19 protein-coding genes and 1 pseudogene are annotated in these 24117 nt (G+C 48.5%); 15 read left to right on the top strand and 5 right to left on the bottom strand.

Going from position 1 to position 24117, the window contains the following annotated elements; genetic code table 11:
- Window positions 1-47: 47 nt before the first annotated feature.
- The 11 genes and pseudogenes from ribF (at window position 48) to P0078_RS10675 (ending at window position 12697) form a co-directional block, all read left to right on the top strand.
- Complete coding sequence (gene ribF, locus P0078_RS10725) at window positions 48-1028, top strand: bifunctional riboflavin kinase/FAD synthetase (protein WP_282934366.1); 981 nt, start codon at window positions 48-50, stop codon at window positions 1026-1028.
- A gap of 51 nt (window positions 1029-1079) precedes the next feature.
- Window positions 1080-3884: an isoleucine--tRNA ligase gene (gene ileS / locus P0078_RS10720; protein ID WP_282934365.1), complete on the top strand. Its 2805-nt coding sequence runs from the start codon at window positions 1080-1082 to the stop codon at window positions 3882-3884.
- Window positions 3877-4402, top strand: a pseudogene (gene lspA / locus P0078_RS10715) (signal peptidase II). Before ileS ends, lspA begins: the two are co-directional and overlap by 8 nt.
- A 6-nt stretch (window positions 4403-4408) precedes the next feature.
- A complete protein-coding gene (locus P0078_RS10710) occupies window positions 4409-4849 on the top strand; it encodes an FKBP-type peptidyl-prolyl cis-trans isomerase (RefSeq protein ID WP_282934364.1) in 441 nt (146 codons plus the stop codon).
- A 44-nt stretch (window positions 4850-4893) separates the two neighbouring features.
- On the top strand, window positions 4894-5826 hold the full coding sequence (gene ispH, locus P0078_RS10705; RefSeq protein ID WP_282934363.1) for a 4-hydroxy-3-methylbut-2-enyl diphosphate reductase: 933 nt from the start codon (window positions 4894-4896) through the stop codon (window positions 5824-5826).
- A 316-nt stretch (window positions 5827-6142) separates the two neighbouring features.
- The gene (locus tag P0078_RS10700; protein WP_282934362.1) at window positions 6143-6658 is read left to right on the top strand and encodes a GspH/FimT family pseudopilin; all 516 of its coding nucleotides are present in this window, start codon (window positions 6143-6145) and stop codon (window positions 6656-6658) included.
- A gap of 29 nt (window positions 6659-6687) precedes the next feature.
- Window positions 6688-7221, top strand: coding sequence for a type IV pilus modification protein PilV (gene pilV / locus P0078_RS10695; protein ID WP_282934361.1), 534 nt, complete (start codon window positions 6688-6690; stop codon window positions 7219-7221).
- 2 nt (window positions 7222-7223) lie between these two features.
- Window positions 7224-8234 carry a PilW family protein gene (locus tag P0078_RS10690; protein ID WP_282934360.1) on the top strand — a complete coding sequence of 337 codons (1011 nt, stop codon included), beginning with the start codon at window positions 7224-7226 and terminating at the stop codon, window positions 8232-8234.
- A 100-nt stretch (window positions 8235-8334) separates the two neighbouring features.
- Window positions 8335-8766 carry a pilus assembly PilX family protein gene (locus P0078_RS10685; RefSeq protein WP_282934359.1) on the top strand — a complete coding sequence of 144 codons (432 nt, stop codon included), beginning with the start codon at window positions 8335-8337 and terminating at the stop codon, window positions 8764-8766.
- An 11-nt stretch (window positions 8767-8777) separates the two neighbouring features.
- Window positions 8778-12176, top strand: coding sequence for a PilC/PilY family type IV pilus protein (locus P0078_RS10680; protein WP_282934358.1), 3399 nt, complete (start codon window positions 8778-8780; stop codon window positions 12174-12176).
- Window positions 12177-12235: 59 nt separating this feature from the next.
- Window positions 12236-12697, top strand: a complete 462-nt coding sequence (locus P0078_RS10675; RefSeq protein WP_282934357.1) for a type IV pilin protein — start codon at window positions 12236-12238, stop codon at window positions 12695-12697.
- Between the two features lie 6 nt (window positions 12698-12703).
- Here the strand turns inward: P0078_RS10675 and P0078_RS10670 are convergent, their stop codons facing one another.
- From P0078_RS10670 to P0078_RS10655, 4 genes are all read right to left on the bottom strand, one after another.
- Window positions 12704-13267, bottom strand: coding sequence for a GspH/FimT family pseudopilin (locus P0078_RS10670; protein WP_282934356.1), 564 nt, complete (start codon window positions 13265-13267; stop codon window positions 12704-12706).
- 100 nt (window positions 13268-13367) lie between these two features.
- Window positions 13368-14768, bottom strand: coding sequence for a sigma-54-dependent transcriptional regulator (locus P0078_RS10665; RefSeq protein ID WP_282934355.1), 1401 nt, complete (start codon window positions 14766-14768; stop codon window positions 13368-13370).
- A gap of 115 nt (window positions 14769-14883) precedes the next feature.
- The gene (locus P0078_RS10660; RefSeq protein WP_282934354.1) at window positions 14884-15639 is read right to left on the bottom strand and encodes a sensor histidine kinase; all 756 of its coding nucleotides are present in this window, start codon (window positions 15637-15639) and stop codon (window positions 14884-14886) included.
- A gap of 11 nt (window positions 15640-15650) precedes the next feature.
- Window positions 15651-16466, bottom strand: a complete 816-nt coding sequence (locus tag P0078_RS10655; protein ID WP_282934353.1) for a hypothetical protein — start codon at window positions 16464-16466, stop codon at window positions 15651-15653.
- Between the two features lie 92 nt (window positions 16467-16558).
- On the opposite strand from P0078_RS10655, the gene P0078_RS10650 reads away from it, so the two are divergent.
- Window positions 16559-18187 carry an NAD+ synthase gene (locus tag P0078_RS10650; RefSeq protein WP_282934352.1) on the top strand — a complete coding sequence of 543 codons (1629 nt, stop codon included), beginning with the start codon at window positions 16559-16561 and terminating at the stop codon, window positions 18185-18187.
- 57 nt (window positions 18188-18244) lie between these two features.
- Here P0078_RS10650 and P0078_RS10645 read toward each other — a convergent pair whose 3' ends face one another.
- Window positions 18245-19195 carry an outer membrane protein assembly factor BamD gene (locus P0078_RS10645; protein WP_282934351.1) on the bottom strand — a complete coding sequence of 317 codons (951 nt, stop codon included), beginning with the start codon at window positions 19193-19195 and terminating at the stop codon, window positions 18245-18247.
- Window positions 19196-19295: 100 nt separating this feature from the next.
- On the opposite strand from P0078_RS10645, the gene rluD reads away from it, so the two are divergent.
- From rluD to clpB, 3 genes are all read left to right on the top strand, one after another.
- A complete protein-coding gene (gene rluD / locus P0078_RS10640; RefSeq protein ID WP_282934350.1) occupies window positions 19296-20249 on the top strand; it encodes a 23S rRNA pseudouridine(1911/1915/1917) synthase RluD in 954 nt (317 codons plus the stop codon).
- Between the two features lie 75 nt (window positions 20250-20324).
- Window positions 20325-21092, top strand: a complete 768-nt coding sequence (gene pgeF, locus P0078_RS10635; RefSeq protein WP_282934349.1) for a peptidoglycan editing factor PgeF — start codon at window positions 20325-20327, stop codon at window positions 21090-21092.
- 282 nt (window positions 21093-21374) lie between these two features.
- Window positions 21375-23978: an ATP-dependent chaperone ClpB gene (gene clpB / locus P0078_RS10630; RefSeq protein WP_282934348.1), complete on the top strand. Its 2604-nt coding sequence runs from the start codon at window positions 21375-21377 to the stop codon at window positions 23976-23978.
- Window positions 23979-24117 lie beyond the last annotated feature (139 nt).

Below are 24117 nucleotides of genomic sequence, written 5' to 3'. Positions count from 1 at the left end.
ATCCGCTATACTGTGCGGCTCGATTTTATGAGGATGGGAAAATCGCTTTGGCCCAGGAGCGCGAACTAATTCGCGGGTTGCACAACCTGCGCCCCCGCCACCGGGGAAGCGTGGCGACAATCGGCTCGTTCGACGGTGTACACCTCGGTCACCAGGCGATTATTGCGCAGCTCAAGCAGCGCGCGCAGGAGCACAATCTGCCCTCGGTGGCGATTATCTTTGAGCCCCAGCCACATGAGTTCTTCTCTGGGGAAAGGGCGCCTGCGCGTCTGATGCGCTTTAAAGAGAAGGTATTGGCGCTATTTGATGCTGGTGCCGACCGGGTGCTGTGCCTGCAGTTTAACGAGAAACTGCGCAACCTGAGTGCCAATGCTTTTGTGCGCCGTATCTTGGTGGACGGCCTTGGAATCCGCCATTTGGTGGTGGGAGACGATTTCCGCTTCGGCTGTGATCGCAGTGGCGATTATCAATTCCTCCAGGGCGCCGGGGCCGAAAATGGATTCACGGTGGAAGACACAGCTACGCTTGAGATTCGCGGAGCCCGGGTGAGCAGCACCCGCATCCGCGAAGCCTTGCAGCGGGGCGAATTTGAGTTGGCCGAGGCCTTACTCGGGCGCCCTTACAGTATTACCGGACGGGTTGCCCCCGGCCGCGCCTTGGGCCGGCAACTGGGTGCTCCCACAGCCAATGTGCGTTTGCACCGCTACCGCTCCCCGCTGGTTGGCGTTTACACCGTTCGCACCAAAGCCGCGAATGGAAGTGAACTCGCACCTGGGCGGCCGGAAATTGACGGTGTTGCCAATGTGGGGTTTCGCCCGACAGTTGAGGGAGAGGGCGCCCGGCCACTACTAGAAGTCAACTTGTTTGATTTTGATGGCAACCTCTACGGGAAAGAACTAGCAGTAGAGTTTTGCCACAAACTTCGCAATGAAGAGAAGTTTGCCTCCCTGGAAATCCTCAAAGCCCGCATCGCTCAGGATATTGACGATGCTAAAGACTGGTTTGTGCAAAACCCCAAGGGGCACTAACCGGTGTATAGACGATGAATTATTCTCTACTAGAGCTGAAGTAGACATCCAATGACTGATTATAAAGTGACCTTAAACCTGCCTGAGACCGACTTTCCTATGCGCGGCAATCTGCCCCAGCGCGAGCCGGCTATTTTAAAGAAGTGGCAGGAAACCAAGCTCTACGAAAAAATCCGCGAAGCGCGGGCGGGGCGCGAGCAGTTTATCCTGCACGACGGTCCTCCCTATGCCAACGGGGATATTCACATAGGTCACTCGGTCAACAAGATTCTCAAAGATATTATTATCAAGTCGAAAACCCTGAGCGGTTTTGACGCTCCCTATGTGCCTGGCTGGGACTGCCACGGCCTGCCGATTGAGCACCGCGTCGAGAAAAAGATTGGCAAGGCTGGCGCAAAGGTGGATCACAAAACTTTCCGCCAGAAGTGCCGCGAGTACGCAGCCAAGCAGGTGGACGGACAGAAGAAAGACTTTATTCGCCTGGGGGTGTTCGGTGAGTGGGACAACCCCTACCGCACCATGGATTTCCAATTTGAAGGCGATATCATCCGAGCGCTTGGGCGAGTGGTCAAAAATGGCCATTTGGCACGGGGTTTCAAGCCTGTGTACTGGAGCGTTGTGGGCGGATCAGCCCTGGCGGAAGCGGAAGTGGAGTATCAGGATAAAACCTCCTACTCCATTTACGTTTGCTATCCGGCGACGGAAGAGACATCCCTGGCTATCGCCGATGCGGCAGGTGGACACGCGGGTGAAGGCCCCTTATCCGTTGTTATCTGGACCACAACCCCCTGGACGCTTCCTTCCAGCCAAGCGGTTTCTGTCAATGCTGAGCTGGAATATGTTGTGGTGCAAACGGCTGAGCGCCGATTGCTCGTTGCCGAAGCTCTCAAGGATGCCGTATTGGAGAAGGCGGGGCTCGAAGGTGAAGTGGTAGGCCGTATTCGCGGTGCCGCCTTGGAGCACCTGAAGCTAGACCATCCTTTCTACGAGAAGCAATTGCCGATGATCCTCGGCGACCATGTCACCACTGATGCAGGTACAGGCTGTGTACACACTGCGCCGGACCATGGTCCCGATGACTTCCAAGTGGGCAAGCGCTACGGCATCGATACCCTGAACTATATCGATGACAATGGCGTATACCGCGATATGGTACCGCTGTTTGCCGGTGAGCACGTCTACAAGGTGGACGACAAAATTGTGGCCCTGTTACAGGAGCGCGGAGTACTTCTGCACCAGGGTAAGATGGAGCACAGTTACCCCCACTGCTGGCGCACCAAGACGCCGCTTATTTACCGTGCGACTCCGCAGTGGTTTGTGAGCATGCAGCAGAATGACCTTCTGGAGAATGCACAGAAGGCAGCGGATGAAGTTCAGTGGATCCCCGGTTGGGGCAAGGCTCGTATCGATGCCATGCTCGATGGCAGTCCGGATTGGTGTATTTCCCGCCAGCGCACCTGGGGCGTGCCCATCGCTTTGTTTGTTCACAAAGAGACCCATGAAATCCACCCGGACACTCCCGCTTTGATGGACAAAGTGGCTGAAAAGGTCGACGCCGAGGGTATGGATGTTTGGTTTGACCTGGACCCGCAGGAACTCCTGGGAGATGAGGCAGACCAATATCAAAAGGTGACCGACACCCTGGATGTCTGGTTCGATTCAGGTGTGACTCACTACGCCGTACTGGAGCGCCGCAACGGCCTGCGTTTCCCGGCAGATCTGTACCTTGAGGGCTCTGATCAGCACCGAGGCTGGTTCCAGTCTTCACTGAAGACCTCCATCGCTATCAACGATTGTGCCCCTTATAAGCAAGTGTTGACCCATGGTTTCACGGTAGATGCACAGGGACGGAAAATGTCCAAGTCCATCGGCAATACCGTTGCTCCACTGGATGTAATCAATAAGTTGGGTGCAGATGTATTGCGCCTTTGGGTTTCCGCCACAGACTTCAGTGGTGAAATGGCGGTTTCCGATGAGATCCTGAAACGCACAGCGGACTCTTACCGTCGCTTGCGCAATACGGCTCGTTTCTTCCTGTCCAATCTGGCTGGGTTTGACCCAGAAAAAGATTTGTTGCCGGAGAGTGAACTTCTGGCGCTGGATCGCTGGGCGCTGGATAAGGCTGCGCGTCTACAGGATGAAATTATCGCGGCTTACGATAACTACCAGTTCCACCAGATCTATCAGAAGTTACATAACTTCTGCGTCGTGGAAATGGGTGGCTTCTACCTGGATATCATCAAAGATCGCCAGTACACCACCAAAGAGGACAGTACTGCACGCCGCTCAGCGCAAACTGCCCTCTATCATATTGTGCAGGCATTTGTTCGCTGGATTGCGCCTATCCTGAGCTTTACCGCAGAAGAGCTGTGGCAGTTTATTCCCGGTGCCAAAGCGGACAGCATCTTTATTGAAGAATGGTATTCGCTGCCGAAGCTGCCCGCAGACTCGGTTAAAGGTGCGGACTATTGGGCCGCCATCGCCGAAGTAAAAACTGCGGTAAACAAAGTGCTTGAAGAGCAGCGTGGAGCTGGTGCTATTGGCGGCTCCCTGCAAGCGGCGGTGACTCTGTTCGCCGAGGATGACCTGCGTGAAAAGCTCTTGGAGCTCGAAGACGAGTTGCGCTTTGTTTTGATTTGCTCCTCCACTTCTGTACAGCCACTCAGCGATGCTGCCGGTGCAGAGTCCACAGAGCTGGAAGGATTGAAAGTCAGCGTAAGCAAAGTGGATCACCCCAAGTGTGCGCGCTGTTGGCATTACCGTGCCGATGTGGGTGTATCAGCAGAGTATCCAGACATTTGTGAGCGCTGCGTGGAAAACGTTTCTGGTGAAGGAGAAGTGAGGCACTATGCCTAGTTCCAACCCTGTTTGGGGGCATCCATGGCGCTGGTACTGGCTGGCGCTGGTGGTGGTTGTCCTCGATATCGCCAGCAAAGTCTGGGCCGTGGATATGTTTATGCACGGCCCATCAATGCAAATTATTCCCGGCTTGCTGCAATTTACTTATGCGGAAAACTACGGTGCTGCCTTTAGCTTTCTGTCTGATGCTGGGGGTGGCAGCGGTGGTTTTTCGGAATTATTGCCTTTGTATTTAGCGTTGTTGTCAGTGTTTGGCTATGGCGCTTGCCGGCAACAAAGCGCTGGGAACCCTGTGCCCTGGCACTAATTCTGGGGGGGCCTTGGGCAACCTTTGGGATCGAGTGCTGCTGGGTTACGTAAGGGATTTTATTTCGGTCTATTACGGCAACTGGCACTTCCCGGTATTCAATGTTGCGGATATGGGAATTAGTATCGGCGCTGCAATGCTGGTTATTGAGCTACTTTTTTTTGCAGAAAAAGAAAGTGGCAAAGCAAAAAATAACGTGGAAGTCTAACGAACTATGAGTAATGCCGTTATCGGTGAACACTGCCGGGTGACACTGCACTTTAGCCTGAAATTGGACGATGGCACTGAGGTGGATTCAACCTTCAAAGGTGACCCAGCCTCTTTCAGTGTTGGCGATGGCAGTTTGCTGCCGGGCTTTGAAAAAGCGCTTTTTGGTTTAAAAGCGGGGGATGAAGCCGAGATCGAGATACCGCCGGAGATAGGATTTGGTCAGCGCAACCCGGAAAACCTGCAAAAGGTGCGCCGGGATACCTTTTCTCCCGATATGGAGCTGGAGCGCGGGTTGGTAGTCTCTTTTGACAACGGCAGCGGCGAACTCCCCGGAGTAATCAGTGAGATTGGTGAGGACGATGTTACCGTCGACTTTAACCATCCATTGGCCGGTCAAACCTTAAATTTCCATGTGAAAATTATTGCGGTGGACTCGATCCAATAGGGTCGGGGCTCCCCCTTTGTAGCAAGTAGGGTGCTGAAGTAGATATGCAAATCCGAATGGCTAACCCCCGGGGCTTTTGTGCCGGTGTTGATCGGGCAATTGATATTGTGAATCGCGCCCTGGATGTATTTGGTGCGCCGATCTATGTCCGCCATGAAGTGGTGCACAATAAATTTGTGGTGGAAAGTCTGAAAGAGCGCGGTGCGGTCTTTGTCGATGAACTCGATGAAGTGCCCGATGATGTTATCGTTATCTTCAGTGCTCACGGTGTTTCAAAAGCTGTGCAGCGCGAAGCTGGAGAGCGCGGCCTGCGTGTATTCGATGCTACTTGCCCGCTGGTTACCAAGGTGCATATTGAAGTGAGTAAGTTCAGCACCGACGGTGCTGAGTGCATACTTATCGGCCACGCCGGGCACCCGGAAGTGGAGGGCACAATGGGGCAGTATGACAACTCTGCTGGCGGTGCCATTTACCTGGTTGAAGACGAAGAGGATGTTGCGAAGTTAACTGTTAAAGACGAGAGTAATCTCGCCTATGTTACCCAGACAACACTATCCATGGATGATACCGCTCGAGTAATTGATGCCCTGAGAGTGCGTTTCCCTGAAATCCGTGGGCCGCGAAAAGATGATATCTGTTACGCGACCCAGAATCGCCAGGATGCTGTAAAGCAGCTGGCTCTGGAAAGTGACCTGGTCCTTGTTGTTGGTAGCCCGAATAGTTCTAACTCTAATCGCCTGCGTGAACTCGCTGAACGCTGTGGTGCTGCTGCCAAATTGATCGATGGTGCAGATGATATCGATGCGGATTGGCTTCAGGATAAGACGGCCATAGGGATCACAGCGGGAGCGTCAGCACCGGAAGTCCTGGTACAAGGAGTGATTAATCGACTGCAACAACTTGGTGCAAGCCTTCCTGAAGAAATGGATGGAAGGGCTGAGAATATACGTTTCTCCCTGCCTAAAGAGCTGCGTTAATCAGCAGCTCTATTTCCTTTTGGCTAGCTGACTGGCCCACTTATCGCCCCCTCCAAGCCGTTTGTCGGCAAGCTGCAAAACCCTCGACCCCATCGCTTACCTACTTTCCATAAACTGGTATATATACACAGATAGAGCGAGCCCGAGAACTGAGTTTTCACTTTGCGTTCACATTGTTTGTGAACGGTGAAACAGATCGTTTTTTTTGTGTGAATTTTATACCGTCTGATTGCATACTTCAGAGAGCAATAGATTTACTCTTCTTATGATGTAGAAATATCGCTCAGTATTTTTGGGTTCTTTAAGGCATGGATTAATGAAAAATTTTAAATGTATCAAAGGGGTAACCCTAATAGAGTTAATGGCCACTGTTACTGTTTTAGGGATAGTCGTGGCTATCGGACTTCCTTCCTTTAATGCGTTAATTGAGCACAACCGCCTGGTAGCCATGACTAATGACTTGAATGGAACTCTTCAATACGCACGATCAGAAGCTGTGCGTCGAGGGGGCGGTGTAGAGATCACGTCTATCAATGATGATATAGAAAATGGCGTAATTATTTGGGTGGATGATGATGGAAATGATGCTTATGCGGATGGTGAAGAATTAAGAATATTAAGAGTCGAACATGAGGATATTAGTATAGTTGCTGATGTTGCAGGAGCTGCTGTGACAGACTTGGAATTTAGCTTTAATGCTCATGGCGAAATCAGTCTCGGAACCACTTTGACATTAGACTTATGTGATAACCGAGCAGGTGATTATGGCCGTCAGCTGCAACTTCTTGTCTCTGGGGCTTTACGATTGAATACAGGTATAAACTGCCCATAGTAGGGGTGTGTTAGAGGAGAAAAAGTTAAATGCTCAAGCAAAAAGGGGCAACCTTAATCGAAGTGCTTGTATCGGTATTGGTTCTGGCAGTCGGGCTATTAGGGCTGGCCGCAACGCAAGTGATGAGTTTGAAAAATGGTAATGGGGCTCATCATCGGTATATGGCTGCGCTAGCGGCACAGGAAATTATCGAGCGTATGAGAGCGAATCCTACTGGGACTATCGATGGAGAATATAATGGTTCTGTTGGTGGTTCAGATTCTGGAGATGGTGACTCCGGTGATGATGGCAGTTCGGGTGATGGCAGTTCGGGTGATAGTGGTAGCAGCTCGACCCCAGACTGTAGCAGTGCATGTTCAGTAAGTGAATTAGCTGAGTTGGATTTGTATGAATGGGAACTGATCCTGTCCTCAAATTTACCTGCAGCCACAGGAACAATTGCTCATGATTCGGGTGAAGTGACAGTAACCATTTCTTGGAGTGAGCAGCACACAGGAGAAAATTACGGGGAATTAGATGGTGGTTTGGATGATGCCACATTTGAGATGATAGTGGAGCTTTAATAATGCGAGCTTTTAGTAATCAAAGAGGGCTATCATTAATTGAGTTAATGATAGGAATTTTATTAGGCTCCCTGCTTTTACTTGGTGTTTTACAGATATTTCAAAGTAATAACGATACTTATCGTATGCAGGATGGATTCTCACGAGTGCAGGAGAGCGGTCGATTCGCAATAGATCTTTTGAGTAAGGAAATACGCCTTGCTGACTATTGGGGTTGTACACCAGATCAAGACAGTATTGAGAATAGGCTAGATACTACTGATGCTTTCTTAACCTCGATTGGTTCTGGCGGAATTCAAGGGATTGATAATGCAAGTAGTCAAACAATTGGCTCAACGAATGTGCTGGATGGTAGTGATGTATTAATTCTTGGGGGAGTTGTCAATGCCTGCGGTGGCTCTGGGCGTATGCTAGACCCAAGTGGTAGCGATTTGATTGTAAGTTCCAATTGCCCTGTAGAAGCTGGGGATATTGTCTTAGTTTCAACCTGTATTAACGGTGACATATTTACCATAACGGATATTGATGGGGATATCGGTGATGGCGACCGAACTTTGGAGCATGAAGACGGTAATATCGACAGCGATTGGGTTCAAAACCTGAGTGATACTCTTCAGGAAACCTATGGAGCTGACTCAGCTATCTTTTTGCCATATCAAAAAACCTACTTTATTGCTGAAAATACGGCTGGGACCAATTCTTTATTTGTTAGCGATGAGAATGATTCCGTAGAAGAATTAGTACCCGGTATAGAAGATATGCAGGTTTCATATGGTCGAGATACAACGGATAGTGGAATAGTTGATACCTGGCAAAGTGCTAGTTCGGATGCTGATGAAATGTCAGAAGTTATTGCTATTAAATTGGAGTTATTGGTAGCTAGTGATAGCGATGCAAGTGTTAATAGTCAAACTATTAGCCGACTTGATGGTAGTGAAACTGAATATACGGATGGGCGAATTAGAAAGCTATACGTTGCAACGGTAAAAGTACGCAATCGAGGTGATATGTAATGAGGGTAATCAGGTCGCAAAATGGCGCTGTGTTAATGGTTAGCCTGATAATTTTATTGATACTAACTCTGATTGGTATTTCAGGAGCTAGGGGGTTTTGATGAGTGAGCGTATGACCTTTGCTTCCCGTGATGCCAAAGTAGCTCTCGAGGTGGCAGAGTCTGTTGCACGCCAAGGTGAAGATTATATTGAGACATTGACAGACCTAAATGACTTTGGAACAACGGGGTGGCGGCGTACTGCAGGTGATGGGCCGGAAGATTTATTTGATGACGCTACTTGGAGTGATACCAATTCAGTAGAGCAAACGGTATCAATGGAAGGGGCTGATGGTACGCCGCTAACTGGCCGTATGTATATCGAGTTGGCAGGGCTTACCGAAGATGATACCGATGTCACAAATGTAGATCTTAGTGCGGGTTCCACTCAGAGTGACAGCACAGATGTTCAGGTATTTAAAATTGTTTCTCGTGGAGTAGGGATTGGTGGTACTGAGAGAATCATTATCACTCTCTATGGTAAAGAAATATAAAAGAGTAAAAAATGAATTTTTCACCGTTAAATATAGTCCGCTTTCCACTAAAACCAATCACCGCTGCGCTGCTTCTGGTTTGTGTTAGTAACGAGACTTTCTCTGCTCCGGGAGAATTGTCCGACGTTCCTCTTTATTCTCGCGGCTCTGCAGAACCTAATTTGATGTTTGTATTGGACTCTTCAGGATCAATGGAAGCAATGGTTTTGCCTGCGGATGGATATGATACTTCTGATGCAGCAGGGTCTAGCTGCAGCAGCCCAATGTCTATGCAATATACCTATACAGATTCTTGCGGTGGCGGTGGTCATGGCCATGGTGGTGGCGGCACCTGTAGTTATACGGGCACTTATGATGAGGTGGAATATCGGGTCGACAGCTCAGACGGTAGTGTAACTATCAAATTAGTTGATACTGATAACAATGATGATACTAGCTGGTTTACTTGGAATAGCAGTAATAACTGTTTTGATGAAGATGAGGATTATACGGCTTGGCTCTATGCTGCAGACGACTCTGGCAGCAGTTATTATTCTACAGGTGAAGATTCGAGTAATTATAGGGAGAGTGTTACTGGGCATTTCCTGAACTGGTTTTTTTCCAAGGAAAATAGCAGTGGTGGCTACGAGGCGGATGAGTTCACGGATGATGATGGTGATGCGGCTCGTTCCAAAGTAGATATACGCCGAACCGATATCATGATCAGTGCTGCCCAAGAGTTGGTAACTGGGCTGGATGATGTGCGCGTTGGTTTGATGCAATTTAACAGTAGGAATGGAGCTAGATTACTCTTCGGGCTGGAGAGTCTCACGGATGATAATCGTGACAGCATCCTCGATATTATTGAAGATATTGATGCAAGTGGAAATACCCCGCTCGCAGAGAGCTTTGCTGGTGTAGGTCGGTATTTTATTACTGGCTATGAAGAAAATAACCTTACCTATACCGATGCAGATGGTAGTGAAGAAGAGGTAGCTGGGGAGGAAATTTTCGCGGGAGAGACTTCAGGAGGCAGTACTAGCACTATTTTGGATTGGAATGGTGTTAGTGAACCGGATGATACAGTTGATGGAGGTGCTATCCAATACTACTGTCAAAATAGCTTTATGGTGGCCCTAACAGATGGGGAACCAACTCGGGATGATAGTATAAGCAGTCATTTGCAGGGCTACGATGACGGTAGTTGTTCCTCAAATACCGGAGGTTGCACCGATGATGAAATGGATGATGTTGTTAAGGCCCTGTACGATATTGACTTGCGCCCGGATTTAACAAAAACAGATGGTGAAGAGGTCGTTAATAATATTACCAGTTACATCATTGGTTTTGCTGAAGATGGTTTATCAGATACTGACCTGATGAAAAATGCTGGAGAATTAGGCGGCGGTGGTGTGTATACGGCAAGTAATGCTGATCAACTCCAAACCACTTTTAATACTATTATTAATAATGTGCAGTCTATTGTTGGTAGCTCAAGTTCAGTATCGTTTAATACTTCTTCACTGGAAGCTAATTCAGCAATATTTTCTGCAAGTTTTGATAGCAGCGCCTGGTCGGGAGATCTAGAGGTTTGGGCACTCGATGATGAAGGAAATATTGCTTCTACTTCCTCATGGCAGGCTAGCACGGAGCTAGCTTCTATTAGCACCAGTAATAGAGTGATGCTCTCCTACAGTGGTGGTGTTGGAGTAGCTTTCACTGCGTCTGGGCTGGGTACTTCGGGAACAGATCATGCTGACGATCTAAATCTTGATATCCAATCCAACGCGGGGGTCGATGATGGTGGTGCCTCAGATCGTATTGACTATCTTAGGGGGGATCAAACTGACGAAGGAACTGGGACAGGTGATTTCCGCGTTCGAGAAAGCCGCCTTGGTGATATTGTAAGTTCGACTCCGGTATATGTGGGTGCACCCAGTTCTTCTTGGGACGAAGCTGAATTCAGTGAAGCTTCCACCTATGATAGCTTTGTTAGTTCTAACAGTAGCCGTACACCAGTTGTTTATGTGGGGGCGAATGATGGCTTTTTACATGGTTTTAATGCGAATGTAAGTGGAACTGACGCAGGTAAAGAATTAATTGCGTATTCCCCTGCTGCCTTATTAAGCACTAGTGCGGATGAAGGCTTACATGCATTAAGTTCTCAGTACTATACCCATAAATATTATGTTGATGGGACTCCTACAACTTCCGACGCATATATTGATGGAAGCTGGGAAACAGTCCTTGTGGGCGGCTTAGGTGGCGGCGGTAAAGGGTATTATGCACTGAACATCACTAACCCCTCAGATTTTACCGAGGCGAATGCTGCCAATATCGTTTTGTGGGAATTTACAGATTCAGACAATAGCAACCTAGGTTATAGCTTTAGTCGACCTCAGGTTGGTCGTATGTCAAATGGTGAATGGGCTGCGATATTTGGAAATGGATATAATAGTTCAACGGGTGATGCTGGCCTGTTTATCGTATATCTGGATGGTGAGGATGGTAGTGGTAATTCCCATGTCTATATTTCAACAGGGACCGCCGACACCGATGATAAAAATGGGATGTCAACACCAGCGATTGTCGACTCCGACCTGGATGGTACTATAGACCGTATTTATGCTGGAGACTTAAAAGGAAATATGTGGGCATTTGATGTCTCAGCGACAGGAAGTTGGGATGTTGCTTCGTCAACTACTTCTCCATCGCCACTTTTTTCAGTTTCAGGGGAAGCAATTACTGGTGCTCCTCTCGTTGCAAGAAATACAGATAACTCTTCCGGCGCTTCCCCTAATTTATTAGTAGCATTCGGTACAGGTCAATACTTAGTAGACTCAGATACTAGTGATACTGACCCAGGTGGATTTTACGTTGTATCTGATAATGACGTATTTAATTTAGATACAGATAACTTGGAAGAACGCACGCTGACATCTGAGGTTCTTACCTTGGATGATGGAAGTACTACAACTCTGAGGACTGTATCGGGATCAGAGTTTACCTGGAGTGATAAATCGGGTTGGTATATGCCTTTGCAAGAGGGTAGTACAGCAAGTCAGGATGGAGGTGAGCGTGTTATTACTCGACCAGAACTACAGAACTATGTTTTATTTTTTAATACCCTGATCCCTACAGGACAAGTTTGCGCTGCCGGGGGCTATGGTTGGTTGATGTCGGTGGATGTTTGGACTGGCTTGGCTCCGGAGGATTCTGTTTTCGATGCAAATAATGACGGTGTAATTGATGAAGATGATTATGGTTATGTAGGTGAAATGCTCTCCGAAAGTAGTCCAAATGAATCAGGCTTCTTGGGTACTAAGCAGTATACCGGTACCAGTGATGGTGAGGTGCATGAGCGAGAGGTGGATTTTGGTGATGGAGATAGAGCCGGTCGTCTCTCATGGGAGGAAATTACACCAAATTAATGGCATGTGGTTAACATATAGCGCCCGGCTTTGCCGGGCCATTCCAGGTATGAAAATATATGAAAATGAAAAATTATAGTGGATTTACTTTAATTGAGTTAATGGTGGTGGTAGCAATTATTGGTATTATTGCTGGACTGGCTTGGCCCGCATACCAAAATCATATAGTTACTTCTCAGCGCGCTGACGCTCAAGGAGCATTAATGAGTATGGCGCAAGCAATGGAGCAGCATTTTACGCAGAACGGTTCTTATACTGGAGCTGCAGATGGGGGAGCAGATACTGGATCTCCTTCTATTTTTTCTACAGAAGCTCCTCTCGATAGTAGTAATAAAACGTATGATTTGACCATTGAGAGCGCCGATGATTCTTCCTACACCATTCGGGCCACACCCAAAAATGCTCAAGCTGGTGATGGGGTAATTGAGCTCCGCTCTAGTGGTGTTCGCGCTTGGGATAGAGGGGATGACGGAGCCTTCGCTGATCCGGATGATTTGTGTTGGAGTTCTGTTTGTAACTAAAACCTTTTACTGACAGGTTAATTCATCTCCACTACCATTTTCTACAATGTTATTCCCATCTTTATCTTTTGCATAATAGGGTCTTCCAATAGCATTAAGAATGATAATCCATCCATACTCTGCCTCGCCACTCTCGGGGCAGAAAGAGAAGTTTCCACTTTGAGAAGGAGTGGTTCCTGTTGGCTTATAAATCAGGAATCCCTTATTATTAAATGCATTCCAGCTAAGAGAAGCTCCCTTTTCAGCTTGACCTAAATATCTGATGATTTGATCTTCTGGATCCAGTTTGCCATTACCGTTTTCGTCGGCAAATAATAAAGCTCCATCTGACCAGTCAACGGAGCACTCATCAGCTAGTCTTTTCTTTGGGCAAAGTGTGAAATTGCGCTTCTCATTCAGTGCTCTGTTACGCATAAGTATAAGTAGCTCAAAAAGCTCTCTCTGTTTAACTTTATTTTTATAGCGTTTAAAAAAGTCGTTAAAAGAGGGTAGGGCTAAAGCTGTTAATACAGCAATAGTCATTATGCAAATGATTAATTCTATGAGGGTAAATCCAGCAAGGCGTTTCATTGTGCAAACTCCTTCGATTTGAATTTGCACTAGAATACTACCTGGATTACATATTCCAACTACATTAAATTACGGTACGATGGTCCTAACCGCGATGAATCTAATTTTCAAGTCCAAGTTTTTTTAATCTATACCTAAGAGAACGAAAGCTGATGCCAAGCTTTTGGGCTGCAGCAGTGCGATTCCATCGTGTTTTAACTAAGGTTTCTTCAATAACTTCTTTTTCTATTCTTTGTAGGAATTCGTCTAGTGAATCGCTCTTGTTTGCGTTGAAGTTTTCTGTGCTGGCGGCTTTTTCTGTCTGAGGTAGAGCAACACTTTGCTTTTTATCTAAAGAGTTTTCTTGCCTATTATTACATTCAAGTAAGAGGTCTTCCTCTCGAATTATGTTTTGATCAGATAAAGTGAAAGCTCTCTCAAGAATGTTCTCAAGTTGTCTGACATTTCCTGGGAAGGAATAATTTTGCAAAGCAATTATAGCTTCATGTGATAAGGCTGGAGGGGTAAGCCCTGCGCTAGAGGCTATACGTTGCATAATGACGTCAGTTAGGAGAGGGATATCTTCGGCCCTGTCACGAAGAGGGGGGACAGTGATCTCGATAACATTTATACGATAATAAAGATCGTTTCGGAAACGTCCGCCTATTACTTCTTCGCTTAAGTCCTTGTGGGTCGCACTTAGAATACGTGTATCTATTGATATTTCTTTGTTAGAGCCAATTGGTCGTATGGATTTTTCTTGAATTGCTCTGAGAAGCTTTACTTGCATTTCCAGAGGAAGGTCTGCTACTTCATCTAGAAAAAGGGTACCGCCCTCCGCGCTTTGCAGAAGGCCTTTATGATCTTTGTGCGCACCGGTAAAACTTCCCTTTTGGTGCCCAAAGAACTCACTTTCCATTAGTTCAGAGGGTATTGCGCCACAGTTAATAGCAATAAAGGGCTGTTCAGCTCTGGCACTTTGTAAGTGAATAGAGCGGGCAGCAAGCTCTTTACCCGCACCTGACTCACCACTGATATAGACAGGCGCGTCACTACGCGCGACCTTACTGATTTGTTGGCGAAGTTTATGAATATTATCTGCTTCGCCAAGTATGAGATCCTTCTGGGGATTGCTTTGCTGTGGTGCCTGGTTGCTATCCAAACGCAGAGCGAGCTGTGCCAAATTACGTAATCGATCAAGATCTACCGGTTTACTCACAAAATCAAAAGCCCCCAGTTTGAGTGCTTTGATTGCAGTATCCATATTCCCGTGAGCTGTTATAACAGCGATAGGTAGCTCAATTTCTGTGCATCCTTGAATATATTCAACTAGCTGTAGTCCATCTCCATCAGGTAGACGTAAATCAGTTAGACAAAAGTTATAGGTATTTCGGTCGAGAGCGCTTTTAGCCTCTGAGAGAGTAGCAGCAGTGTGGCAATCAACGTCCATCCTTTGAAGGGTGAGACTAAGTAGATTACAAATATCCGGTTCATCATCGACAACTAGTGCCAGTGGGCGCATCGTTATTCTTTCTTTTCTAGTTTTGTTCACTTTATGCCAAAAGGCATGAAACATGATTATGTCAGAAATTTCTAGTAAATAATGATTTAGTTACAGAGAAATGTCCTGACTTAGATCAGGTCACACCCATAGAATGCGCAAACTCCAGACGGAAACAGCTTTGATTGTCATCACTTTGGCAATGAAACAAACTGACTCTGTTGGCCTCGCACAATTCTCGAGCAATATATAATCCGAGGCCACTTCCTGCCTTATCAGTAGTAAAAAATGGCTCAAATACCTGATTTTTCAGCTCAGGAGGGATACCACTGCCATTATCCTTAATATCCAATATGGAATGCCCCTTTTCATTATTGTAGTAGGCATGGATGGTTGCATAGCGCTGTCCGGTTTCTATTTCTGAGTGGCGCAGGGCATTGTCTGTGAGGTTGGTAACAACCTGAGATAATTGAGCAGAGTCAAAATTAGCCGGAATAAATTTCTCAGAAAAGACCAATTCAATTTTACTTTTTGGGGAACTACCTGTGTCGAAGTCAATGAAAAACTGTTGGAGCCAGTCACGCAGGTTATGCTCTTCCCGTGAATTTGCGCGCCGCCTGGATAATTGCATAACATTTTCGATAATTTGATTTACTCGGCTGCTCTGCCGACAAATAATATCAATTAAGTGTCTATCCTCATCTTTGAGCTGATTAGATTCAGACAAGAGTTGTGCAGCATGATTGATTGCAGAGAGTGGGTTGCGCACTTCATGAGCAATAGATGCAGTTAAGTGTCCTAATGATGCAAGCTTCAGCTTTTGTGCTGCTTCCGTGAGCTTTCTGTTGTCCTCAACAAAAATTAGTGTGCTATTGCCACTTTTATGGCGCAACTGAGCAAAGTTTAGTTGCAGCTCTTCGTTATTATCCGCTTGAATAAGAACGCTAGTATTTCCATTTTGGTGACGCCAGGCTTGAATTTGACGGTGAAGCTCAGAGTTAAGGGGGCTTCAGAAGTTAATTGCGTTCCCAATAGTCGGATGGCGGCCCTGTTGATTAACTCAGGCTTACTGGATGCACCCATAACGAGTACACCCGTGCTCATTCTTTCAATAATTTGTTGTGCCAGTCTATGGAGGTGTGCAGCTTGCCGGCTCTGCTGGTCTGCGCGAAGGTTGGCTTTTCGTATACGCTCTGACAAATACTGAATTGCGCTTACTGTTACAAACATCAGTAAGCCAAGTCCTCCAGCAGAAACTATTTCTTGGCTAGAGCCAGAGCCAGATAATAGATGATAAAGTTGGAGAGTAATTACCCCCAGGCTGGCCATTGCTGCAAAGAATGCACTCAGACGCCGATCTAGCAGAATGGCGCCGATAGAGCAGCTGATTAACAGCAGGTAACCCAGGCCAGAGTTCAGGCCGCCGCTGGCTTCAATCAATAATAAGAAAACCAGGATGTCGCAACCCAAAATAATACCGACCTGGCCGCTATTAGTTTGATAGGCTTTCTGGCGTAAAAAGAGCAGCCAACCTATATTCAGAGAGGCGTACGCTGCAGTAGTGTATATGAACAGCGTTTGTGAGTGCTTACCTAGCGAGCCCCCGCCAATATCTGAGAAAAAAACCCCAAGTAAAACCAAGGCTATTGCAACCCGGTAGATTGCGCTAATCCGCAGGAGTTCGTGATGCTGTAAGGGGGATGTTTGGGAGCTGCTCAATGTAGATGACCGGTATTCTTGTAGTGGTGAGCCGCTGCTGTTGTTACCCCGATAGGGTTACAATAGCGGCCTGTCTTGTCCGAGGTTCAACGATGTCTACTTTGCAGTTAGTGCTGGCACAAATCAATTCCCTGGTTGGAGATATTCCCGGGAATACCAAGCAGGTGATAGAAGCTGCGCGCCGAGCGCACCAGGAGCTGGGTGCTGATTTGGTACTTTTTCCAGAGCTGACCCTGTGCGGCTACTCTCCTGAAGACTTGTTGTTGCGACCCAGTATGCAGATTCGTATTGATACGGCATTGGATCAGCTTAAAGCTGCAGATCTGCCTTGTGCCATTGTTGTGGGTTACCCCAAGTTATTTGATGGCGTTATGTTCAATATGGCGGGAGTCATAGTTGAGGGAGAGTTAATCGCAGAATATGCCAAACAGAAGCTGCCTAACTATCAGGTATTTGATGAAAAGCGTTACTTCAAACCGGGTAAAACCCCTTGTGTAGTAGATATCAAAGGAGTTCCGGTAGGGCTAAGTGTTTGTGAGGATATTTGGTTTCCAGAGCCCATCAAGCAGTCAGTCGATGCTGGAGCCAAGTTGATTCTCAACATCAATGCATCACCTTTCCATCGGGGCAAGGCTCAACAGAGGCTGGAATTGGTCTCTAGGCAGGCAAAGAATGCCGGGGTCCCCATTGCCTATGTGAACTGGTGCGGTGGTCAGGACGAGCTGGTTTTTGACGGCGGCTCAATTGTTGTTGACGCCGAGGGAGAAGTATGTGCCAGGGCTGAGGAGTTTGGAGAGCAGTTGCTGCCAGCTTCCATATCTTTGCAGGGAGAGAACTTGACGGTACTCCCAGGGGAAATTGCTTCTCCTCAAGGCGATTTGGCTTCTGTGTACCAAGCTCTGGTACTCGGGGTGCGCGACTACGTTAATAAGAATGGTTTCAATGGCGTTGTGCTGGGGTTGTCGGGTGGAATCGACTCTGCTCTGACATTGGCAGTTGCGGTCGATGCGCTGGGCAAAGAGCGTGTTGAGGCAGTAATGATGCCGTTTCGCTATACCTCGGATCTGAGTAAAGGCGATGCGGCCGATCAGGCGGAAAGAATGGGGGTTCACTATCGGGAAATTAGTATCGAGCCCATCTTTGATTCGTTTATGGGGGCTCTTGCTGAAGAATTTGCTGGCAGTGAGAGGGATACCACTGAGGAGAACCTGCAGGCCCGCTCTCGTGGCGTGCTTTTGATGGCCATCTCCAATAAAAAGGGCGCAATGGTCCTGACCACTGGTAACAAGAGTGAGATGGCCGTTGGTTATGCAACCTTATACGGGGATATGGTAGGCGGGTTCAATGCACTGAAGGATGTTCCCAAAGTATTGGTATTCGAGCTGGCCCGTTACCGCAACACAATTTCTGAAGTGATTCCTGAAACGGTCATTACTCGCCCGCCCAGTGCTGAGCTGGCCCCGGACCAGGTGGATTCTGACAGCCTTCCGCCTTATGAGACCCTGGATCAAATTCTCAATCTCTATGTCGATCAAGACCACAGCGCTGAGGAAATCATTCAGCGTGGCTTCCAGAGAGAGGATGTAGAGCGTGTGGTCAGGTTAGTGGGGCGCAATGAGTACAAGAGGCGCCAGGCAGCCATCGGGGTGCGTATTTCTGAGCGCGGATTTGGAAGGGATCGCCGTTATCCCATAACCAATGGCTGGAAGCTGGGTGACTAGCTATCCTGAAAATAGAAACGGCGCCGAATGGCGCCGTTTCTATTTTAAAGTGATAAGTTACAGAAGCTCTGGAGGCAGAGGAGTTTCGTCCCGGTTGTATTCGGGGTTATAGAGCTCCCGGCTGTCAAAGCCCCTCGGATCAGATTTTTCAAACAGGCCCAGGGTGACCCTGTGCACTAGACTGCGGCCGCTCGGGCCTTTGTAAAAGTCGTAGTTGAAGGTGCCGTCTTCGTTAAAAGCGGGGTGCTTTGGATAGTTATTGCGCAGCACATCCAGGGCATTAGCCTCAAGATCTTGCATCTCCATCAAATGGTAACCTTGAACCATAACGGCCAGGGCATCAGGAATTGCGGGTGTCTGCTGGAAGTTTTCCACAATGTAGCGGCCGCGATTGGCTGCTGCGAGGTAGGCGCCGCGCTTAAAGTAGTAGTTGGCCACGTGAACTTCATAGCGGGCCAGCAGGTTACGCAAGTGGATCATGCGCTTTTGCGCGTCTGGAGCGTAGCGGCTTTCAGGGTAGCGAGCCATTAACTGGGAGAAATAAGCGAATGACTCCCGCGCCGAGCCTGGATCGCGGCTGGTTAAGTCAGTCGGCATAAAGCGCTCGAACAGACCCGTGCCCTCGGTAAATGAGGATAGCCCCTTCATGTAATAGGCATAGTCGACATTGCGATGCTGGGGGTGCAGGCGGATAAAGCGGTCTGCAGCGGCAATGGCTGCGTCGTTCTCATAGTTGCGGTAGTAGGCATAGATCAGCTCGAGCTGAGCCTGTTCCGCGTAGTTGCCGAATGGGAAGTTATCTTCCAGGGCACGTAGGTTTCTGATGGCAAGATCCCACTGGCTGGTTCGCAGCTGTCGCTGGGCCATCTCGTAGTATGCTTGCTCTGTGCGAGCACCGGTGGGCAAGCCCACTTCCGAATCATCTGTGTTGGCGCAGGCAACCAATATTGCGGACACCAAGGCCAGCCACAGCATTTTCCAGGTCTGCATAGCCCCTCGCTCTATCATTCTTACACTCTACCTTATTAAACTACCCACCAGTATTAACCTGGCGCGTCGGACATTTAACCACAGTCGCGGAGCTGCCCAAAGTATTTGCAATTGATTAATGATTGAACACCTAAAACTAGATATTCAAGTCCCTGCCAATATGGCTGGTCGACGCTTAGACCAGGCTGCAGCCGAATTAATTCCCGATTTTTCGCGCGCGCGCCTTCAATCGTGGATCAAAGGCGGCCAGCTTACCCTGAACGGCTCCCCAGCTAAGGCCAAGGACAAGCTCTTTGGCGGTGAGCTTATCCAGCTTCGTGCAGAGCTGGAACCCCAGGGTAGCTGGACAGCCCAGGACCTCAACCTGGACATTATGTACGAAGATGACTGCCTGATGGTGGTCAACAAGCCTGCGGGCCTCGTAGTCCACCCCGCTGCTGGTAACCCCGATGGCACTTTGCTCAATGGTCTGCTTTACCATTATCCAGCACAGGAGCTGATACCCCGAGCGGGTATTGTGCACCGGCTGGATAAGGACACCAGTGGTCTAATGGTTGTGGCTAAGACTTTGGCCGCTCAGACTCACCTCGTGGATCAATTAAAGCAGAGAACGGTGAGTCGACAGTATGATGCCTTGGTCCAAGGATATATCACCACTGCGGGTCGTGTTGATGCGCCCATCGGTCGGCATCGTCAAAATCGTCTCAAGATGGCTGTTTTGGACTTTGGCGGCAAAGAGGCGATCACTCATTATCGTGTACAGGAGCGTTACAGCGCTTACACGCTCTTACGCTGCAAGCTGGAAACCGGTCGTACTCATCAGATTCGGGTACACATGGCCCATATCAGGCACCCGCTCGTGGGCGATCCACTCTACGGAGGCCGCCCAAAGTTGCCTCCAGAGGCCTCGGCAGACCTTGTTGAAGCTCTCCAGAGCTTCCCTCGGCAGGCTCTGCATGCGGCTGAATTAGCGCTAGTACATCCCACCAGTGGACAGGACATGCATTGGTGTGCGCCAATGCCTGCTGACATGCAAGCACTGCTCGATCAGTTGCGCGCTGATGAGCCTTGAAGTACCGGTTATAAATTCGCCTGGGCACCTATCGCCGGTTCTCGAAAGGACAATTTCGCAAAGCAAGATATCTCAATGCCAAGTAACCACTACCTGATACCCGACTGGCCCGCACCCGCAGGGGTGAGGGCGGCGACGACGCTACGCACTGGGGGCCAAAGTTGTGGCCATTTCTCCTCCTTTAACCTTGCTGCTCACGTGGGGGACAAGGAGTCAGCTGTTACTGCCAATCGCCAACAGTTGAGAGGGGAGCTTGAGTTGCCCTCAGAACCGCAGTGGCTGGAGCAGATCCATAGCGACAAGGTAGTTGAGGCAAGTGATGATGCCTTAGTTCGAACCGCAGATGCCTGCTTTAGCATGAAAAGAGGTGTTGTCTGTGCCGTGTTAACCGCAGACTGTTTGCCTGTTTTACTATGCGATAAGAGTGGTACCCGTGTAGCAGCAGCCCATGCCGGGTGGCGCGGATTGGCCGGTGGTATATTGCGCAACACCGTACGGGCGATGAAGTGTGATCCTGAGGAGTTGATGGTTTGGTTGGGGCCAGCGATTGGCCCGGGGGCCTTTGAAACCGGAATCGATGTCCTCGAGGCATTCTTTGAAAATGCAATTAGCAGTCGACACACAGAAAAAATTGCTAGCTGTTTCCGCCCACACACTAAGAAACCACTGCACTTTTTAACAGATATCTACGCCCTGACCCGTGCGGAGTTGGCAGAGCTGGGGATTGGCGAGGTGTACGGTGGAGGGCTCTGCACAATGTCAGAACCTGAAAAGTTTTTTTCCTACCGCAGAGAGTCTGAAACCGGTCGTATGGCAACTTTGATATGGCGGGATAAAGACTGAATTGAAGTTCTAGATGGCTTATTTTTTCTGTGTAAGCCATTCGATAATATTGGGGCAGCTTGGGCAATTACAAGGCTGAGTGTTGGCTGAGCTGTAAAAATTATAAGAGATAGATTTGCCGCAAAACCACTTTGCATAGAATAAATGCCGCTATTGATTTAAATCATTGAAAACCCTTCCTGCGCCCCTATTTTACTTGTCAGTACCATAGCGAATGTAAAAGGCAAATTAGTGCCACTATTGCAGCGCTTCTGAAAAAATCGAGTAAAAGAGGTTTCGTTCATGCGAATTGACCGAATGACAAACCCGCTACAGGCGGCATTTGCTGATGCGCAATCCCTGGCGGTAGGGCGCGACCACAACCAGATTTATCCCGAACACTTGATTCTGGCACTGCTTAACCAGAACAACGGAAGCGTACCCGCATTCCTGTCACAGGCGGGATTTAACCTAAACGGGTTACGCAATGACCTTGCCAAGCGGTTGGATAGCCTGCCGCGGGTGACTTCCCCCACGGGTGATGTGGGGATGTCCCAGGAATTAATGCGCTTAATGAATCTTACGGACAAGCGAGCCCAGCAAAATGGTGACAGTTTTATTTCCAGTGAAACTGTATTACTGGCGGCTTTCGACTCTGCGGCGGGAGAGATTTCCAAAATCTTAAATGCCAATGGCGACATTAAACAACTAGAGGCGGCAATTCAAAAAGTGCGTGGCGACGAGAAAGTGGATGACCCCAATGCGGAAGAGGCGCGGCAGGCGCTGGATAAATATACTCTCGACCTGACTGAGAGGGCTCTGGCCGGCAAGCTTGACCCGGTGATCGGCCGAGATGATGAGATACGACGGACGATTCAAGTATTACAGCGGCGTACCAAGAATAACCCTGTACTAATTGGTGAGCCGGGTGTTGGTAAAACTGCCATTGTTGAAGGGCTCGCTCAACGTATCGTCAATGGTGAAGTGCCGGAAGGGCTAAAGGACAAGCGTCTTCTTTCCCTGGATTTGGGGGCATTGTTGGCGGGCGCAAAATTTCGTGGAGAATTTGAAGAGCGGTTAAAAGCAGTACTCAACGAATTATCAAAACAGGAAGGTCGCATTATTCTCTTTATCGATGAGATCCACACGATGGTGGGTGCCGGTAAAGCTGAGGGGGCCATGGATGCGGGAAATATGCTGAAGCCCGCTTTGGCCCGCGGGGAATTACATTGTGTCGGTGCAACCACTCTGGATGAGTATCGGCAATATATTGAAAAAGATGCAGCGCTTGAGCGGCGTTTCCAAAAAGTGCTGGTTGATGAACCAACTGAAGAGGATACGGTTGCGATTCTGCGCGGATTAAAAGAACGCTACGAAGTACATCACGGTGTTGATATTACCGACTCTGCAATTATTGCCGCGACAAAATTATCGCAGCGTTATATCACTGACCGTCAATTACCAGATAAAGCGATTGATCTTATTGATGAAGCCGCCAGCCGGATACGCATGGAGATCGATTCCAAACCGGAATCCATGGATAAATTGGAGCGCCGTTTAATTCAATTAAAGATTGAACGAGAGGCGGTTAAAAAGGATACGGATGATGAGGCGACTAAAAAACGCCTGTCGAAACTGGAAGAAGAGATTCTACAACTGGAGAGGGAATACTCCGACCTTGAAGAGGTTTGGAAGGCGGAGAAGGCACAGCTTGCCGGCAGCCACGACCTCAAGGAAAAGCTCGAGCAGGCCAAGCTCGATATGGAGTCTGCACGGCGTGCAGGTGATCTCAATAGAATGTCTGAATTACAGTACGGTGTAATACCACAACTTGAACAACAGCTTAAAAGTGCTGCTACCGCTGAAGCTTCTGAAGAACCCCGCCTGCTGCGCAATCGGGTGACCGATGAAGAGGTGGCTGAAGTGGTATCTCGCTGGACGGGTATTCCTGTATCTAAGATGCTTGAAGGTGAGCGTGAAAAGCTACTGCGAATGGAAGATGAGTTGCACAAGCGGGTCATCGGACAGGGGGAAGCGGTGGAAGCGGTTGCTAATGCCGTACGCCGCTCGAGGGCGGGACTAGCTGACCCCAACCGACCCAATGGCTCATTCTTATTCCTCGGCCCAACCGGTGTGGGTAAGACGGAATTATGCAAGGCATTGGCTCAGTTCTTGTTTGACACAGAAGACGCCATGGTGCGTATCGACATGTCGGAATTTATGGAGAAGCACTCTGTGGCCCGACTGATTGGCGCCCCCCCCGGATATGTAGGTTATGAAGAAGGGGGATACCTGACTGAAGCGGTGCGGAGAAAGCCCTATTCTGTTGTGCTATTAGACGAAGTGGAGAAAGCGCACCCCGATGTATTCAATATTCTTTTACAGGTCCTTGATGATGGCCGCCTGACCGACGGCCAGGGGCGCACGGTGGACTTCCGTAATACCGTCGTCGTAATGACTTCAAACCTTGGCTCAGATTTAATTCAAAAATACGCCACCGCAGAAAATGGCGACGACCTGGACGCTGAAATTCGTTATCGACAGATGAAAAGTGCGGTGATGGAAGTGGTGGGGAACCATTTCAGGCCGGAGTTCATAAATCGCATTGACGAAGTAGTTGTCTTCCATCCACTGGATAAGGCAGAAGTACGCTCTATTGCCGAAATTCAGCTGCAACAACTTTGCCGCCGACTGACAGAGAGAGACCTGAAATTAGAGGTATCTGAAAGCCTGTTGGATAAATTAGCAGAAGTTGGGTTCGATCCCGTTTATGGTGCACGGCCATTAAAGCGTGCTATTCAGGTATGGCTGGAAAACCCGCTGGCGCAAGATGTTCTCGCCGGTAAATTTTCCCCTGGAGCAACAATCCGTGCGGATGTTGAAGGCGATAAAGCCGTATTCCGATAAAAAAGCACTTGGGGGTGCCATATAGTGCACCCCTTAACTCCCACCGATTCCTCACTCTCTCCATATCTATACTCACAGGTGCGCTAATCCGTTTGCTCGGATATTTACGTAGAGGGGCATCCCTCCGTAGCGCATAGTT

Origin of the sequence: Microbulbifer sp. VAAF005 (genome assembly GCF_030012985.1) — a bacterium.
Lineage (GTDB): Bacteria > Pseudomonadota > Gammaproteobacteria > Pseudomonadales > Cellvibrionaceae > Microbulbifer.
Note: the sequence above shows the minus strand (reverse complement) of the source record. Positions and strands in the feature narration are given on the sequence as shown.

What these genes read in the sequence shown, in the direction of transcription:
- ileS (WP_282934365.1), top strand. Translation starts at nt 1,080, where the DNA reads ATGACTGATTATAAAGTGACCTTAAACCTGCCTGAGACCGACTTTCCT.
- P0078_RS10710 (WP_282934364.1), top strand. Translation starts at nt 4,409, where the DNA reads ATGAGTAATGCCGTTATCGGTGAACACTGCCGGGTGACACTGCACTTT.
- ispH (WP_282934363.1), top strand. Translation starts at nt 4,894, where the DNA reads ATGCAAATCCGAATGGCTAACCCCCGGGGCTTTTGTGCCGGTGTTGAT.
- P0078_RS10700 (WP_282934362.1), top strand. Translation starts at nt 6,143, where the DNA reads ATGAAAAATTTTAAATGTATCAAAGGGGTAACCCTAATAGAGTTAATG.
- pilV (WP_282934361.1), top strand. Translation starts at nt 6,688, where the DNA reads ATGCTCAAGCAAAAAGGGGCAACCTTAATCGAAGTGCTTGTATCGGTA.
- P0078_RS10690 (WP_282934360.1), top strand. Translation starts at nt 7,224, where the DNA reads ATGCGAGCTTTTAGTAATCAAAGAGGGCTATCATTAATTGAGTTAATG.
- P0078_RS10685 (WP_282934359.1), top strand. Translation starts at nt 8,335, where the DNA reads ATGAGTGAGCGTATGACCTTTGCTTCCCGTGATGCCAAAGTAGCTCTC.
- P0078_RS10680 (WP_282934358.1), top strand. Translation starts at nt 8,778, where the DNA reads ATGAATTTTTCACCGTTAAATATAGTCCGCTTTCCACTAAAACCAATC.
- P0078_RS10675 (WP_282934357.1), top strand. Translation starts at nt 12,236, where the DNA reads ATGAAAATGAAAAATTATAGTGGATTTACTTTAATTGAGTTAATGGTG.
- P0078_RS10670 (WP_282934356.1), bottom strand. Translation starts at nt 13,267, where the DNA reads ATGAAACGCCTTGCTGGATTTACCCTCATAGAATTAATCATTTGCATA.
- P0078_RS10665 (WP_282934355.1), bottom strand. Translation starts at nt 14,768, where the DNA reads ATGCGCCCACTGGCACTAGTTGTCGATGATGAACCGGATATTTGTAAT.
- P0078_RS10650 (WP_282934352.1), top strand. Translation starts at nt 16,559, where the DNA reads ATGTCTACTTTGCAGTTAGTGCTGGCACAAATCAATTCCCTGGTTGGA.
- P0078_RS10645 (WP_282934351.1), bottom strand. Translation starts at nt 19,195, where the DNA reads ATGATAGAGCGAGGGGCTATGCAGACCTGGAAAATGCTGTGGCTGGCC.
- rluD (WP_282934350.1), top strand. Translation starts at nt 19,296, where the DNA reads ATGATTGAACACCTAAAACTAGATATTCAAGTCCCTGCCAATATGGCT.
- pgeF (WP_282934349.1), top strand. Translation starts at nt 20,325, where the DNA reads ATGCCAAGTAACCACTACCTGATACCCGACTGGCCCGCACCCGCAGGG.
- clpB (WP_282934348.1), top strand. Translation starts at nt 21,375, where the DNA reads ATGCGAATTGACCGAATGACAAACCCGCTACAGGCGGCATTTGCTGAT.